This window comes from Methylotenera sp. L2L1, assembly GCF_000744605.1.
Lineage (GTDB): Bacteria > Pseudomonadota > Gammaproteobacteria > Burkholderiales > Methylophilaceae > Methylotenera.
In genome coordinates this window covers 910,008-926,369 of record NZ_JQMG01000001.1, presented here as the reverse complement: position 1 = coordinate 926,369, position 16,362 = coordinate 910,008, and the positions used below count along the sequence as shown (strand labels likewise).

At 44.8% G+C, this 16,362-nt stretch carries 15 protein-coding genes and 1 riboswitch; of the genes, 13 read left to right on the top strand and 2 right to left on the bottom strand.

The features are described 5' to 3' along the window. Genes FG24_RS04355 through FG24_RS04345 form a run of 3 tightly spaced genes read left to right on the top strand, consistent with a single transcriptional unit; the run spans position 1 to position 3,025 of the window. Positions 1-1,539, top strand: a complete 1,539-nt coding sequence (locus FG24_RS04355) for an AMP-binding protein (protein WP_081880997.1) — start codon at positions 1-3, stop codon at positions 1,537-1,539. Beyond that, positions 1,536-2,213, top strand: coding sequence for a TenA family transcriptional regulator (locus tag FG24_RS04350; RefSeq protein WP_036301451.1), 678 nt, complete (start codon positions 1,536-1,538; stop codon positions 2,211-2,213). Before FG24_RS04355 ends, FG24_RS04350 begins: the two co-directional genes overlap by 4 nt. Positions 2,214-2,224: 11 nt before the next feature. Next, positions 2,225-3,025, top strand: a complete 801-nt coding sequence (locus FG24_RS04345; RefSeq protein ID WP_036301449.1) for an SDR family oxidoreductase — start codon at positions 2,225-2,227, stop codon at positions 3,023-3,025. Positions 3,026-3,080: 55 nt separating this feature from the next. Here FG24_RS04345 and FG24_RS12725 read toward each other — a convergent pair whose 3' ends face one another. Continuing rightward, positions 3,081-3,227: a hypothetical protein gene (locus FG24_RS12725; RefSeq protein ID WP_200876865.1), complete on the bottom strand. Its 147-nt coding sequence runs from the start codon at positions 3,225-3,227 to the stop codon at positions 3,081-3,083. A 298-nt stretch (positions 3,228-3,525) separates the two neighbouring features. Further along, positions 3,526-3,639, top strand: a riboswitch (TPP riboswitch). A 64-nt stretch (positions 3,640-3,703) separates the two neighbouring features. On the opposite strand from FG24_RS12725, the gene thiC reads away from it, so the two are divergent. The 10 genes from thiC (at position 3,704) to FG24_RS04290 (ending at position 15,671) form a co-directional block, all read left to right on the top strand. After that, positions 3,704-5,587 (top strand): phosphomethylpyrimidine synthase ThiC, encoded by a 1,884-nt coding sequence (gene thiC, locus FG24_RS04340; RefSeq protein ID WP_036301447.1) that lies wholly within the window; start codon positions 3,704-3,706, stop codon positions 5,585-5,587. 490 nt (positions 5,588-6,077) lie between these two features. After that, entirely contained in the window at positions 6,078-7,721 is a 1,644-nt protein-coding gene (locus FG24_RS04330; protein ID WP_036301440.1) for a hypothetical protein, read from the top strand. Positions 7,722-7,938: 217 nt separating this feature from the next. Further along, positions 7,939-9,192 (top strand): pseudouridine synthase, encoded by a 1,254-nt coding sequence (locus tag FG24_RS04325; RefSeq protein WP_036301437.1) that lies wholly within the window; start codon positions 7,939-7,941, stop codon positions 9,190-9,192. A gap of 46 nt (positions 9,193-9,238) precedes the next feature. Next, the gene (locus FG24_RS04320; RefSeq protein WP_036301433.1) at positions 9,239-9,628 is read left to right on the top strand and encodes a YidB family protein; all 390 of its coding nucleotides are present in this window, start codon (positions 9,239-9,241) and stop codon (positions 9,626-9,628) included. 166 nt (positions 9,629-9,794) lie between these two features. Next, positions 9,795-10,622 carry an undecaprenyl-diphosphate phosphatase gene (locus FG24_RS04315; RefSeq protein WP_036301429.1) on the top strand — a complete coding sequence of 276 codons (828 nt, stop codon included), beginning with the start codon at positions 9,795-9,797 and terminating at the stop codon, positions 10,620-10,622. A gap of 75 nt (positions 10,623-10,697) precedes the next feature. Continuing rightward, on the top strand, positions 10,698-13,394 hold the full coding sequence (locus FG24_RS04310; RefSeq protein ID WP_036301425.1) for an AsmA family protein: 2,697 nt from the start codon (positions 10,698-10,700) through the stop codon (positions 13,392-13,394). Positions 13,395-13,459: 65 nt separating this feature from the next. After that, complete coding sequence (gene mutY / locus FG24_RS04305) at positions 13,460-14,506, top strand: A/G-specific adenine glycosylase (protein ID WP_036301421.1); 1,047 nt, start codon at positions 13,460-13,462, stop codon at positions 14,504-14,506. Between the two features lie 149 nt (positions 14,507-14,655). Next, positions 14,656-14,982, top strand: coding sequence for a DUF883 family protein (locus FG24_RS04300; protein WP_036301418.1), 327 nt, complete (start codon positions 14,656-14,658; stop codon positions 14,980-14,982). Between the two features lie 5 nt (positions 14,983-14,987). Next, a complete protein-coding gene (locus tag FG24_RS04295) occupies positions 14,988-15,371 on the top strand; it encodes a phage holin family protein (protein ID WP_036301415.1) in 384 nt (127 codons plus the stop codon). 9 nt (positions 15,372-15,380) lie between these two features. Further along, entirely contained in the window at positions 15,381-15,671 is a 291-nt protein-coding gene (locus FG24_RS04290) for a YqjK-like family protein (RefSeq protein WP_036301413.1), read from the top strand. A gap of 101 nt (positions 15,672-15,772) precedes the next feature. Here FG24_RS04290 and fae read toward each other — a convergent pair whose 3' ends face one another. Next, entirely contained in the window at positions 15,773-16,324 is a 552-nt protein-coding gene (gene fae, locus FG24_RS04285; protein WP_019896743.1) for a formaldehyde-activating enzyme, read from the bottom strand. Positions 16,325-16,362: the final 38 nt, after the last annotated feature.

Sequence of the window (16,362 nt, the reverse complement as noted above, 5' to 3'; positions counted from 1 at the left end):
ATGATGCAGCAACACACTGTTAATCAGGCAGTCGCCAAACATGCGAGCCACCATGCAGAGAACATTGCACTACGCGGCCTAGATTGCAGCCTCACTTATGCTGAACTACACACTGCCATTGAAATTCAGAGCCAAGCCTGGCGTGACTTTACCCAAAAACCACAAGCAACCATCGCCTTAGCAGTAGAGAATCATCCTGCTTGGGTGGTGTTAGATTTAGCGGCATTAGCAAGTAACATCACCCTCATTCCACTACCGTTCTTTTTCTCAAGTTCGCAATGGCTGCATGCGATACAAGATGCCGGTGCCAACGCAATTGTGACAGATCAGCCCGCGCTATTTGAAGCACTGTTAAAAGATAAGATTGTAAATCAGACGCAATCGACGCTTGCTGGCAAAACCCTCACGCAATTTGAATTACATCCATCAGCTAAAGTTGCATTACCATCTAATACTGCAAAAATCACTTACACATCGGGCACCACAGGCAACCCTAAAGGCGTGTGCTTAAGTCTAGAAAGCATGACCAATGTGGCACAGTCGATTGCTGAGGCGACTAAAATAACGCCAGATGATATTCATTTGAACGTGTTACCACTGGCTACTTTATTAGAAAATGTCGCTGGTATTTATGCACCGTTACTGGCTGGCGCCACTTGTGTACTCCTGCCTAGCAGTGAAATTGGCTTAAGTGGCGCATCAGGCCTCAATATTCAGAAGCTAATCGCAGCACTTAAACACGCACAAGCAACAACCGCAATTTTCACCCCAGAGCTACTCAATGCACTGGTTTGTCAGGTTGAGTTATGCCAAATTGAGTCATGCCAAGTTGAAACTGGCGCAGAACTACCAAGCTCATTACGCTTCTTAGCCGTCGGCGGCGCATCGGTATCGCCTAATTTACTCAAACGCGCCCTAGCGTTATCAGTGCCAGTATACGAAGGCTACGGCCTTTCAGAGTGCGCCTCTGTAGTTGCGCTCAACACACCAGCATTTAATAAAATCGGCAGTGTCGGTAAGGTGTTACCCCACATCAAAATAGAGTTCGCAGACGACCAAGAAGTAATCGTCTCAGGCAACACCTATCTGGGCTACGTAGGACAAACCACAGCGCAGTCTAACCGCATTCATACCGGCGACATTGGACATCTTGATGAAGAAGGCTACCTCGTCATCACTGGCCGCAAAAAGAACATCTTTATCACCTCTTTTGGTCGCAACGTTTCGCCAGAATGGGTGGAGCGCGAACTCGCAATTTCTCCTTACATTGCGCAAGCCGCGTTATTTGGCGAAGCCAAGCCATGGAACACCGCTATTATCGTTGCCAACAGTAGCTCAGCTACCGAGATTGAGACCGCAATACAAAGCATTAACGAAAGCCTGCCAGACTACGCAAGAATCTCACAATGGATTAGCGCAGACGCACCATTCAGCCTCAGCAACCAACAACTTACTGCGAATGGCAGAAACCGAAGAGACATGATTTGGCAGTGTTACCAACACAGAATTAACGCACTTTATGAAAGACAATACGCATGACTTTTTATCAAACACTACTAAAAGAGACTGAACAAGAGCGTGCAGAGCTCCTAAGCTTACCGCTCATTACCAAAGGTGCAGCAGGTGAGATATCTCATGATACTTATGTTGGCTTTTTAACTCAGGCTTATCATCACGTAAAACACACGACACCGCTACTGATGGCATGCGGTGGCCGCCTACCTGCTCACTATGAATGGCTGCGTACTGCGATTGGCGAATATATTGAAGAAGAAATGGGTCATCAAGAATGGGTACTCAACGACATTGCAGCATGTGGCGGTGATAAAGAGGCCGTTCGCAGCAGCACAACGCCCGAGACAAGTGCCTGCCTTGCCACCGAGGTCATGGTGGCTTATGCCTATGACATGATCAACCGTGTCAACCCAGTCGGCTTTTTCGGCATGGTACTGGTACTAGAAGGCACCAGCACAGCGGTTGCTACGCAAGCAGGGGAAACTTTAATGCAATCACTCAACCTACCCAAAAAAGCATTTAGCTACTTACTTTCCCACGGCTCTCTGGATATTAGCCATGTCTCTTTTTACGAAAGCCTGATGAATCAAATTACTAGCCCAGAAGACCAAGCAACCCTGATTCACAGCGCTAAAATATTTTATAGGTTATATGGTGATATATTCCGTACAATAGAAACCCAATACATGCAAAATTGAATGGCATTCCTATGCAACTAAAAAACAAATGTATCCTACTCACAGGCGCCACGGGTGGTATTGGTAAACACTTAGCATTACAACTTGCTCGCAAAGGCGCCAACCTAATATTGGTTGGCCGCGACAGCACTAAACTTGATAGCCTAGCACAGCTGATTCACAATAAGGGTGGCAATGCAAAAACGCTGGTTGCAGACTTTGAAGTCCCCGGCAGCGTACCGCAGCTCGCACAACAAGCCACCCAGCAATTTGGCAACATTGATATTTTAATCAACAACGCGGGGATTCTTGATTTTATTCAGTTTGAAGATCAAAGCCCAGAACGCATCGCGCAAGTGATTAACACTAACGTCACCGCCCCTATCCTGCTTGCACACGCGCTATTGCCTCACTTCAAAACGAACAACCAAGGCCACTTGGTGATGATAGGCTCGATTCTTGGTTCACTTGGCTTTCCACACTATGCAACCTACTGTGCCAGCAAGTTTGCCGTTCACGGCTTTTCACAAGCATTACGCCGAGAGCTAGTGGACACTAACATAGCAGTCACTTACATTGCGCCACGCGGCGTCAATACCCCCATGAATGATGCAGCCACACTCGCCATGCTCGCTAAAACTGGGGGGAATATTGATGAGCCGGAAAAAGTAGCGACGATTATTGTTAAAGCGATAGAACATCAAAAACAGGAAGTGTTTATTGGGCAACCAGAGTCATTTTTTGCATGGCTCAATGGGTTTATGCCTAGGGTTGTGAACTTAGGCCTTAAAAAACAAGCAAAAGCGGCAAGAGCGTTTGTTGTAAAGAAATAACAAAGAATTCTTTTTCTTTACAACCTGTTTCAATGGGTTAAACGTAAAGCAGCACTTATACGTAAAGTACCACAGGAAATACGGTTGCCGCCAAAACAAGAATCACCCACTCCATGCCCCAGCGCTCTAAATGTCCAGTGAAGTGAAAAAAGAGCGTTGTAATTGCAACGAGGTAATAACCAATATAAATAGCTAATGCCATAATTTCACCAATACCATTGTTAAGTTTGAGTTAATGCGACTCAATGTATGACCAGTGTAACAAAAAATATATCCCGACACTGCGTTTTAAACAATATCAGCATCAAAAAATGGCTCACCTAGACGTACCAACACCTAAGACTGCCATCAAATTATACCGATTTTTATAAACTGACTTTACTACTGTTAGCATCACTTACTAATTACGGCTATTTCAAGCTTTACTTTAACAAACCATTTACTGCGATTAAACACTTGACTTAAACACTTGGTTTTATAGCAAATTTAGCGTATATTTCGCTAATTGCTAGGGGTCTGCGTTTTTAAACAAATGTTTTAACAAAATGCAGTGAGATATACCCTTCGAACCTGATGCGGGTCATGCCGCCGTAGGAAAGCATCTATCCGCTTTCCTACAAATATACTAGTAAGGGCACGCAGTTTTCCTGCTCCTTACGTTTTTGCTAGGAGCCACACTTGAACGCCACCGATAAAAATCTTACCAAGTTTCTTAATGAAACTGCCTCTGTTGATGAGAGCGCAACCACCCCTTTTGCCAAATCACGCAAAGTTTATGTTGAGGGCTCACGCCCAGACATCCGCGTACCGTTTCGCGAAATTTCATTAAGCGACACTCCTTCTGCTTTTGGCGCAGAAAAAAACCCACCAGTTGTTGTTTATGACACATCAGGCCCATACACAGACCCAACCATCAGCATCGATATCCGTAATGGCTTGCCTGCATTACGTACCGGCTGGATTATGGAACGTGGCGATGTAGAGCAATTAGACGGCCCAACCTCCGAATTCGGCCACCAACGTTTAGTTGACCCAGAACTTTCAGAAATGCGTTTTAACCTGCACCGCAAACCATTGCGCGCTAAAGCAGGCCAAAACGTATCGCAAATGCACTATGCACGTAAAGGCATTATCACCCCAGAGATGGAGTTTATTGCCATTCGTGAAAATCAACGCCGTGAAAACATGAGCCCGCTGTTACAAACACAACACCCGGGCCAAGATTTCGGTGCAAACATCCCTAAAATGATTACAGCAGAGTTCGTACGTGATGAAGTGGCTCGCGGCCGCGCCATCATCCCACTGAACATCAACCACCCAGAAATCGAGCCGATGATTATCGGCCGTAACTTCTTGGTAAAAATCAACGCTAACATCGGCAACTCAGCACTAGGTTCTTCTATCAGTGAAGAAGTTGAAAAAATGGTGTGGAGTACACGTTGGGGTGGCGATACCGTGATGGATTTATCAACAGGTAAAAACATTCATGAAACACGCGAGTGGATCATCCGTAACTCACCAGTGCCTATCGGTACTGTGCCTATCTACCAAGCACTTGAAAAAGTGAACGGCAAAGCTGAAGACCTAACTTGGGAAATCTTCCGTGACACATTGATTGAGCAAGCAGAGCAAGGTGTGGATTACTTCACTATCCATGCAGGTGTGCGCTTGGCTTACATCCCAATGACAGCAAAACGTATGACTGGTATCGTGTCACGCGGCGGCTCTATCATGGCGAAATGGTGTTTAGCGCATCATAAAGAATCTTTCTTGTACGAACACTTTGAAGACATCTGCCAAATCATGAAACAGTACGACGTTTCATTCAGTTTAGGTGATGGCTTACGTCCAGGCTCAATCTACGATGCCAACGATGAAGCACAATTTGCTGAATTGAAAACATTGGGGGAATTAACCCAAATCGCTTGGAAGCACGACGTACAATGTATGATCGAAGGCCCAGGCCACGTACCAATGCACCTGATTAAAGAAAACATGGAACTGCAATTAGAGCATTGCGGTGAAGCTCCATTCTATACATTAGGCCCATTAACTACAGACATCGCACCTGGTTATGACCACATCACCTCAGGTATCGGCGCTGCCATGATCGGCTGGTATGGCTGTGCAATGTTGTGCTACGTAACGCCTAAAGAACACTTAGGCTTGCCAGACAAAGAAGACGTACGTGTTGGTATCATCACATACAAAATCGCAGCACACGCGGCAGACTTAGCAAAAGGCCACCCAGGCGCACAAATCCGTGACAATGCTTTATCAAAAGCACGTTTCGAATTCCGTTGGGAAGACCAGTTCAATCTAGGCCTAGACCCAGAGAAAGCTAAAGAATTCCACGACGAAACATTGCCACAAGAAGGCGCAAAACAAGCGCACTTCTGCTCAATGTGCGGCCCACACTTCTGCTCAATGAAAATCTCACAAGACGTACGTGACTACGCAGCAGAGCAAGGTGTTTCTGAGCAAGAAGCGCTGACCAAAGGCATGCAGGAAAAAGCCATTGAGTTTGTGAAAAAGGGCTCTGAAGTTTACCAAAAAGTCTAAACACTTTTTGGCTGGGTTTATTAGATAGTTAAATTGCCCCAGCCGTCATTCCCGAGTAATCGGGAATCCATTTTGCAATTTAGAAAGCCAGCCAAAGTGCTGGCTTTTTCTTTATATAAATATTTAATAACTATCTGATTTATATTGTTGAACACAGCATCCTTACAAATCAAAAATTTAACTTTAGATTTGTAAGATGATAATTCGTCAAGTAGGGTGGGCAGGCTCTGCCCACGCAGTCTTAAACATTTCGTGTGCAACAAGTTGCCCACCCTAAAAACTTCCAAATAGTGAAACATTCGATGTGAGCTTTAGCTTAAGCAATGGCTTACGCATAGAATCAATCAAAATCGTAGCATACGCAACAGACCTAGCAAAATGCTCTGATGCAAAAATTCGTGAGTACTGGCTCTAGTAGTCATTTTTCTACACATAACCCGCATTATGCTAAACTTTTGCTATCTTCTTTTATATTAATCTGGCTAACGTTGTGAACAATATTGAATCCAGTGTCGTTGCCGACTTTAGGCAAACCCTACTTTGGCCTGTCCAGCTGATTTCAGAATCCAATAGCCAGAAGATCCAGCGCCCGTGGGATATCCTTAAAGCTGAAAACTGTCCTTGGCAAGAAATCGAAGATGAATTCTCATTAGCCAAACAATCTTTAAGTGAAGTACGTTACCAAGAGTTTGTTACGTTCATGCCGTTCGCGCAGCGCTTTTTATATGGCGAAGGCAAGCATGGGCGCGAATCTGGCGGCTATGGTGAATCACCGATTCATATCTTTTCACGTTCCGACGTGAATCAAGTCCGCATTACGCTCAACAATCACGAAGCCCCTATCGTATTAAAGGTAGCCCATATTGAGCTGTATTTTTTCTATGATATTGATGTCGCCTTTTTGGCGCTTGAAGTCACCGGAGAAAATATCCAACTCAATCATGCTATGGAGATTCTGTATCGATTAGGACGCACTTACCCTAACTATTGGGAAGAAAATGGCGATGCTGGCCACTGCGCAAAAAGCATTGAGTGGTTAGATAAACAAGGCCATGTGCTTGCATGCTCTGATTATCAAGACAAAGCCCGATATTTATCATTTGTAAAAGATAACCACGTCCCCTGCGTTTCTTTGCACTGGGAGTTCTTGATGCACCCCTTGGTGCAGCATTACTCCAGCCAAGAGGGCCAGATTCGTTATCGAGAAATTGAATATCAGCGCATGCCATTAATGGCTTATCTAGCATTTGAAGACATTAGTAAACTGACTCGTGGCGATTTGATACGTTTAGGTTTGGTCACCCAACCATGGGATTCTGCAACGCTGCCATTTACCGAAGAGTTTTTAAGCCATTTCGAACAAAAACACTGCTACGACCGCTACTGGGATAACAATAAAATCGACCCGTGGAGCACCACTCGCATCATGTGTACAGGACAAAATTTTATTGTGGTTGGCAGTAAACAGCATCGTGTGTACACCAATGAGAGAACTGGCATTAAGCGCAATTATCAAAGCCAATATTTCTTACTGTTTTTAATCGCCCACTTCCAAAAAGCGGCTCTCTTAATGCTGTCAGACCGCATGGTACAAGCCATTAGCCGCCTAAATATTGAAGATGAAACGTCTATCAAAACATTTAGACAAAGCATCCGTAATGTGATGGGGGTGTTCTTGCGATTTACCCATCGCTATTGGTTCGAAAGCGTGTCAGATCAGGCTGTCGCAAAAGATATATTTGCCATGATGCATAATCAACTAAACACGGTAGATTTGTTTAGAAAAACACGTAGCCGCATTATGGATATGGCTGAATATTTAGAAGGCGAAGAAATTAAACGCCAGGCAGATACGGTAGTGAGGCTGACGGTAGTCACCATTTTAGGCTTAATTGGCACCATGACCAGCGGTTTACTAGGAATGAATATTTTTGACTTCTCTCAAGCGACTATCGTAGAAAAAATCGCCTACTTTGTCAGTATCTTTGTACCGGTAAGCATACTCACGTTTTACACGGTCGTTAAATCACGCAGGTTATCTCTATTCTTAGATGCGCTCTCTAATGAAAACACAGGCTTGCTGTATAAGGTCGCTAAACTGAAAAGCGTATGGTTTGGTAAAGTAGATAACTAGAAGATAAGCTTTACGTTGATGCAAATTGCTGTAACTAGCAGCTGAGTCAATTAAAGAACTTAATTGCGTTTGCTCAGTTTTAAGTCAGTTTCGATTTTGAGGTGATGTCATTAAAACAGCCAGCTATCCACTGGCTGTTTTGTTTTTAATTCAATCAATTGTATTCACGCCTAGCAAATAAAAAGGCGTAAAATAGCAACATTCAAGGAAAAAACTTTTGACTACTTTAAAACTCTCAAAAAAATCTGGTGATGCCCCAAGCAATGTGGCAAGTAAAGCACCTGTACGCCGCGCAAACACGCCTACGCGTGATAGAACAACTGCACCGGTTAGGCCACAACGCCCTAGCGAACCGGAAATGAGCGCGCCTGTACGTGCCAGAAGTGAATCTAGAGACCAAGCTAGAGATGAAGCAAGACCAGCAGATGCGCCACGTCAACGTAACCACCGTCATGATGGCTCGTTGCACACATCATCTGCACCTAGAGCACAAACGCCAGATAGCCGTGCGCCATCACCGCGCCCGATTAATCCGGATGCGCGCAGACCAGATGCTCACAAATTGGACAGCATGCAAACCACCCGCGATAGAGCAGATCGTGAAGGCGCTTACCGCAACCCGCCACGCCGCGGCGGTAAAGTGCGTGATGGCTTTGTAGCCAGCGAGTTTGATAAAAACCGCACCAATAAAGAAGCATTTGCCGCTAAAGCAAATGCCAGCCAACCTGATTTACCACGCTTATCCAAAGTGATGGCCGAACGCGGCCTGTGCTCACGTCGTGAAGCGGATGAATGGATTGTAAACGGCTGGGTCAAGGTCAACGATGAAATTGTCGACACCTTAGGCTCACGCATTTCACCAGATGCTGAAATTGTGATCAGTAGCTATGCACAAGAATATCAAGCTGAAAACGTTACGATTATTTTGCATAAGCCGGTTGGCTATGTAAGCGGCCAAGCTGAAGATGGTTATCAACCAGCTATTGTATTGGTACACCCAGACAATCAGTGGGAAGACGATCCAGAACTGCACCACCATAATCCTAAGCAATTTCACCGCGGCATGCTACATGGATTAGCGCCAGCTGGTCGCTTAGATATTGACTCTACAGGGATGTTAGTGCTCACTCAAGATGGCCGCGTTGCACGCCATTTGATTGGAGAAGACTCTACGGTAGAAAAAGAATACTTAGTACGTGTAACCGGTGAGCTAAGTGATGCCGACCTAAAACGCTTGAATTACGGCTTAAGTTTAGATGGTGTGAAATTAAAACCAGCTAAAGTAAGCTGGCAAAATGAAGACCAATTACGCTTTGTATTACGTGAAGGCAAAAAACGCCAAATCCGCCGTATGTGCGAAATGGTGGGGTTGCACGTAGTAGGTTTAAAACGTATTCGTATTGGCAGTGTGACTTTAGGTAAATTACCGGTTGGCGAATGGCGATATTTACGCAACGATGAGCGCTTTTAATGTAGCATCTGGCTTAATGATTAATTATTGATAGCGAGGTTTCGTCATGGGATTATTTGATAGTTTAGCTGGCGCAGTGTTAAGCAATATTGGCGGTGATAAAGGCACTATGGTGCAAATCGCCATGGATCTATTTAAACAGAATGGTGGCTTAGAGGGCGTACTTGCTAAATTTAATGAGGCTGGCTTGGCTGAACAAGCTGCGTCCTGGATTAGCAAAGGCGATAACTTGCCAATTTCTGCCGAGCAAGTGATTGAAGTGCTAGGCCGTGACAGCATTGCCGGTATTGCTGAGAAACTGACCATGTCACCTAGTGACATCAGCGAGAAAATTGCAGAATACTTACCGCAGGCAATCGACAAAATGACGCCGAATGGTGAAGTAGACGGCAATTCAGGCAACCTGCTGACAGCCGTCATGGGTATGTTGAAATAACATACATCGCAATAGAAACGGCGCTTATGCGCCTTTTCTATTCATGATTTAAGTCATTCGCATCATGCGCCTAGCCTTGCTATGCACCTTGCAATTAACGTAAGTTCATCGTTGCCTGTGCACTTGGTTGCCGATTAAAAACCTCTTTCTTTATTAAAATCAGCTTATGGATATCTTGTTACTACTTAAAGCCGCTTTACTGGGCATTGTTGAAGGTGCAACTGAGTTCTTGCCTATCTCCAGCACTGGGCATTTGATCTTGGCCGGCGACCTGCTCAATTTCATGAACCATGAAAAGCGCAACGTATTTGATATTGCCATCCAACTAGGTGCCATCTTAGCGGTGGTATGGGAGTATCGTAGACGTTTTATAAGTACATTTGCCGGTATCGGGCGCGACCCCATCGCCAATCGCTTATTCATTAACTTAGCCATTGCTTTCTTGCCACTAGCCATCTTGGGTTTGGCTTTTGGCAGCATTATCAAAACCCACCTATTTAAACCCGTGCCTGTCGCCATGGCATTTATTATTGGTGCCTTTATTATTTTATGGGCAGAGAAGCGTACGCACACCGTCACTATAGAAACGGTGGATGACATTCGCCCCTTGGATGCTTTAAAACTGGGACTGGCACAAGCCGTTGCATTGATTCCTGGCATGTCGCGCTCTGGCTCAACGATTATCGGCGGGCTGTTTTTTGGGCTATCACGCAAAGCTGCGGCGGAATTTTCATTTTTCCTCGCTGTCCCAACCCTAGGCATTGCCTCTATTTACTCTATGTACAAAGATCGTGCCCTGCTCAGCATGGATGACATGGGCGCATGGGCAATGGGGTTTATATTTTCGTTCATTAGTGCCATGATTGCGGTTAGAGCGCTTATTCGCTATGTCAGCAACCATGACTTTACGATTTTTGCATGGTATCGCTTGGTGTTTGGCGGCATTGTGCTGCTCACAGCGTATACAGGCTTAGTGGACTGGACTGTGCACTAAAAACAACAATATGAATGCGTAATACAGATGGTGACGATCATCGAATCATCAATAAGACTTAAATAAGGTGACATCATGAAAAAATTATTAAAATACGGCCTCTATGGCGTGGCTGGCGTAGTTGCCTTGCTGGTGTTGGCCGTTGCCATCATCTCCGCTACCTTCAACCCCAATGATTACAAACCGCTGATCATTAAGCTAGTACAAGAGAAAAAACAGCGCACCCTGAATATTGAGGGTGATATCAAGCTCGCTTTCTGGCCAAAAATCGGTGCAGATTTGGGCAAACTTTCAATTTCTGAACACAACTCTGAGCAAACCTTTGCTTCGATTCAAGGTGCAAAAGTGGCACTGGCACTGCTGCCATTGCTGAAAAAGGAGCTGGTGGTAGATACCATCTACATCGATGGCGCTCAGGCGAATATCATTAAATATAAAGACGGCACCACTAACTTTGATGACTTACTCAGCAAAGATGAAGAAGAGTCCGAGCAAATTAAGTTTGATGTGGATGGCGTTAAAGTCACCAACTCTGCCGTCAACTATACCGATGAAGGCACTGGTGCAAAATATGCACTTTCTAAATTCAATTTAACCTCTGGTCATATCGCGTTAGCTGAGCCGATTGATTTAGCCACTGACTTTAGCGCCACTGCGAACCAACCTGCAATCGCTGCCGATGTGAAATTAAAAGGCACCTTCCTAGCAGACCCTGAAGCCAAACACTTTGCCGCAAAAGATTTAGACGCCTCAATTAAAGGCAACTTACTAGGTGGTAAAGACGTAAACGTTACCATGAGCGGCGATATTGATGCTAAACCTGAAACACGTGAATTCTTAATCGACAGCCTAAAACTGGCATTATCTGGTCAATTTGATGGCGCCAAAGTCACACTAGACTTAAACGCACCCGCACTGGTTGCGCAAAAGGATGAAGTCACCAGCAAGAAAATCACTGTTAACTTAAACCAAGAAAAAGCGAGCGACTCATTTAAAGCAAGCTTAGTACTGGCTGACATTAAAGGCTCACCTAAAGCCCTACAAAGCAGTGGCATCAGCGGCGAAATTACCGGTACTCAGGGCAAACGCAGCATTAACGGCAAGTTTTCATCTCCGTTCCAAGGCAATCTTGAAAGCTTGATTTTTGACTTACCAAAATTTGCGGGCAATGTAGATATTAAAGACCCTGCTATCCCTAACGGTAGCGCCAAAGTGAATTTTGATCTAAGTTTGCACGCTGACGCTAAACAAGAGCAAGTGAACAGCAAATTCATCATGAATGTTGATAACACCAAGCTCAATGGTCAGGTTGCTGTCGCTAACTTTAAAAAGCCTAATATTCAGTTTAATTTAAACGCTGACACTTTAGATTTAAACAAATTACTAGGCGCTAGCCCTAAAACTGAATCTAAGAAAACCGAACCTGCAAGCCAAAAACCTGCTGACTTATCTGCCCTAGGTAATCTATTACTGGATGGCAAGGTTAATATTGGCAATATTATTTATGATAAATATCGCTTATCCGGTCTAAACGTCAACATTAAAGCAGATGGTGAAAAGCTGTCTTTATCAGGGCTGAATGTTAAGTTTGATGACAGCCAAATTAAAGGTGGCTTAGGTATCAGCCACTTTAGTAAGCCGCTTTATACCTTTGATCTTGATATTGACCAGCTGAATCTTGATAAATACATCATTGCAAGTGATAAACCAGCTGAAACCAAAGCAAATACTGGCGATGCTCCCATTGATTTAAGCGCACTTAAAGCACTAAATGCGAACGGCTCTATCCGCATTGGCAACTTAAGATACGGTAAAACTAAAGCCTCAAACGTACGTGTTGATCTAAAAGCCGCCAATGGCATTGCGACAATTGCGCCCTTGTCTGCCAATTTGTATCAAGGCAGTATGAACGGCTCTCTCAGCGTTGATGCGCGCAACACGCCCAGTATTGCGTTTAAACAAGATATGAAAGGCATCGCCATTGGCCCTTTATTGGTGGATGCCATTAACAACGACATGTTAGACGGCAAAGGCACACTTAATGTAGATGTGACCGCTTCTGGTAATACCGTTGGCGCAATGAAAAAAGCGCTTAACGGTAAATCTTCACTGCAACTTGCAGATGGCGCAATCAAAGGCATTGATATCGCAGGCACCATTCGCAATGCAAAATCTAAGCTAAACATCCTAAAAGGCCAAAGCAGTATTGGCGCTGATCAAACACAAAAAACTGACTTTAGCGAGCTATCAGCATCCTTTGATATTAAAAATGGCGTCGCACACAATGAAGACCTCGCCATGAAAGCCCCAATTTTACGCTTAGCTAAGGGCGACAGCCGAGGTGATGTCGATATCGCCAATGAAACCATTAATTACTTAGCCAAACCTACCATTGTTAAATCAATCAAAGGACAAGGCGGCGCTGAGTTAGATTCACTTGCTGGCGTTTCAATTCCAGTAAAAGTAACCGGTACCTTCTCAGCGCCTAAATATGGCGTTGACTTTGCCTCTCTTGGCACTGCGATTGCTAAATCTAACCTACTAGATAAAGTAGGCGGCGATAAAGCAGGTGCGGTTAAAAGCTTAATCGGTGATGGAGATAAAGTGGATGCGCTAAAAGGTTTGTTAGGTAAGAGCAAATCCACAGAAACTGCACCAGCCACAGGCGACGCTACTAAAACAGACAGCACAACCACAGAACAACCAAAATCTGCTGAAGAAATTGCAAAAGAAAAAGCTGAGCAAAAACTCAAAAAACTTCTTAACTTTTAATTAGCGATAGCGAATCAACGATTTAGCAATCCTCCATACGCGACTAGCCACAGAGCCTATTATTCATGACTGATTTTGCCAGCCGCCTTATTACTTGGCAAAAAATACATGGGCGCCATGACCTACCCTGGCAAAACACCACAGACCCTTACGCCATCTGGGTTTCTGAAATTATGCTGCAGCAAACTCAAGTAACTGCTGTGATTGGTTATTACGCTAAATTCATGGCACGGTTTCCAACCATTGCCGCGCTGGCAAATGCCACCCAAGACGAGGTACTGCAGCATTGGAGCGGCCTTGGCTATTACTCAAGAGCGCGCAACCTGCATAATGCTGCACAAACCATCGTAGACGCGCATGGCGGCGTGTTCCCGCAAGACTTCGACACCATACAAACACTGTCTGGGATTGGTCGCTCTACAGCTGCGGCAATCGCTTCCTTTGCCTTTCATCAAGTACAAACTATTCTGGATGGTAATGTTAAACGCGTGCTGACTAGGCACTTTGCAATTGCAGGCTGGCCGAGCACCCCAAAAATTGAAAAATCATTATGGCTGCTTGCTGAGCAACTCCTACCGCAGTCAGATATGGTTGCCTACACCCAAGGCCTGATGGACTTAGGCGCAACCGTCTGCACCAGAAGCAAACCTAAATGCACGGTATGCCCGTTAAATAACGGCTGTTTAGCACGCCAGCAGAACCTCACCACTGTACTGCCTACATCAAAACCCAAAAGGAGCATCCCTGAAAAAAACACAACCATGCTCATCTTGCGACAAGGCAATGAAGTCATGCTGGTAAAACGTCCATCCACTGGCATATGGGGTGGCTTATGGAGCTTCCCAGAATACGAAGAAAATACAGAAACAAGCAATGATTACGCAGCCGTTAGCCTGAATCAGTTTGGCATATCAGCCACCGCAGACAGCACACTGCCAACCGTTAGTCATGCATTTACCCATTTCAAGCTACACATCAAACCGCAGCCGTTAATCGTCACCAAGCAAGTGCCACATGCAAGAGAAGCTGGCTTTATCTGGTTAAGTATCGAAGATGCCATCGGCGCGGCAATCCCCACCCCAGTACGAAATATTCTCTTATCTTTACTCTAGCACCCATCTTAATCTCACAAGACCTTGCCCTATGTCTTGCTAAGGCGTAGGATTAAACCATACAGAAACACTAAAACTAAGAAATTGAATCTATCGCTCAAACAACGGTCATACCCCCTCATCTAACAACAATCATAGGAGAAATAAAAATGGCTAACAATAATTTACCTACACAAGTAGATGTTTCTAAAGAGCAATTGATTACTGACTTTAAAGTAGTGATTGCCGATGCAGAAGCCTTATTAAAAGCGACTGCAAGCCAAGGTGGTGAGGCCATGGCTAACTTACGTGCTAAAACCGAGGAATCTTTAGCCGTTGCAAAAGAAAAACTGGCTGACGCACAAGAGGTATTAGTCGCAAAAACCAAAGCAGCTGCCCGCGCAACTGATGACTATGTGCACGACAAACCGTGGCATGCGGTAGGCATCGCAGCTGGTGTTGGCTTAGTGGTTGGCTTACTTATTGGCCGCCGTTAATTGCAATGAGTGATAGCAATAACAATGACGGGCTATTAGGCTCGCTGAAAAGGCTCACCAACACTTGTATTGGCATTGTACACACGCGTCTTGAACTGCTAAGTACCGACTTAGAAGAGGGACGCGAGCGTCTAATCTCATTACTGGCGATGACCTTTGTTGCGCTATTCTGCCTATGCTTTGGCATGGTGCTGCTGGCAATCCTGATTGTGGTCTTATTCTGGGATACGCATCGTTTACTCGTACTAAGCCTGTTGACTGGGCTATTTATTGTGACGGGCGGCATCATTGGCGCACTAGCGATACGCGCACTCAAATCCATGCCTAGAATGTTCGAAGCCAGCTTAGCGGAACTGGTTAAAGATCATCAAGAAACCAGTAAAGATTAGGAGCGATTTGTGAGTCCTAAACGCGCAACCATCGCCGAACGCCGCGAAAAACTAATCCTGAAAGCAGCGTCGCAACGTGCTTTACTCGCACAAGATATCGCGCCTTTAGGCACACCATTAACCATTGCCTATCGTGGCTTTCAACTGGTGCGCTACGTCAGGCAACACCCTATCTTAATGCTAGGGGTCACCACAGCCATCAGCGTGATTCGCCCGGCACGCGTGCTCAAGTGGTTAAAAACCGGTTTTTCAGCACTCAATCTGGCACGCAGTGTCAGTGATATCTTAATTAAGAAATAAAAAAAGCGGCTATTAGCCGCTTTTTTGTTCACCTATATTTTCATGCCTAAGCCTATTAGCGCTTAAGCATCCATATAGATTAGATAACTTAGTAAGCTATCTTATTTTTGATCCCAAGAATCTTCCCACATACAGTGTTTGATTTTGTGACGGTTAGCAATCAACTCATCAATACTAGGCTCGTCGTTCAATGCACGTTTGATCGCCAATTTAGTCGCATCGTAGTTGTTTTTGTACATATCAGCTTTGTCTAAAGTGCCTGCCTTTTCTAGCTCGATACAACCTGGGTCAATCCACACCAAACTGATGATACATAGATCATTTGCTTGCTCTTTAGGGATGATACCTTCGATTACACAGTCCAAAATCGCATCAGCAGTAGCTGCTTGCACCACACCACCGAACAAGGCTACATCTGTGCTGCCTTTTAATGTTACTTTAGGTACGGTCATACATACTGGGCGTACTAATTGGTTGATATCACGTACCGCAAACATTGCAGTGTGACCTTTGCTTTGTGCCATTAAGTTTGCAAACGCTTGGCCTACTGGGCCGTCAACCGCGCCGATTAAGATTTCTGGCATTGCTGCGGTAACGTCTTTACCTTCTGAGTAAACAGTAGCTTCGCCTGCTTTGAAAATGATTTTTGACATGAGAAATCCTTGAGAAAATAAAACGATGAAAAATATGA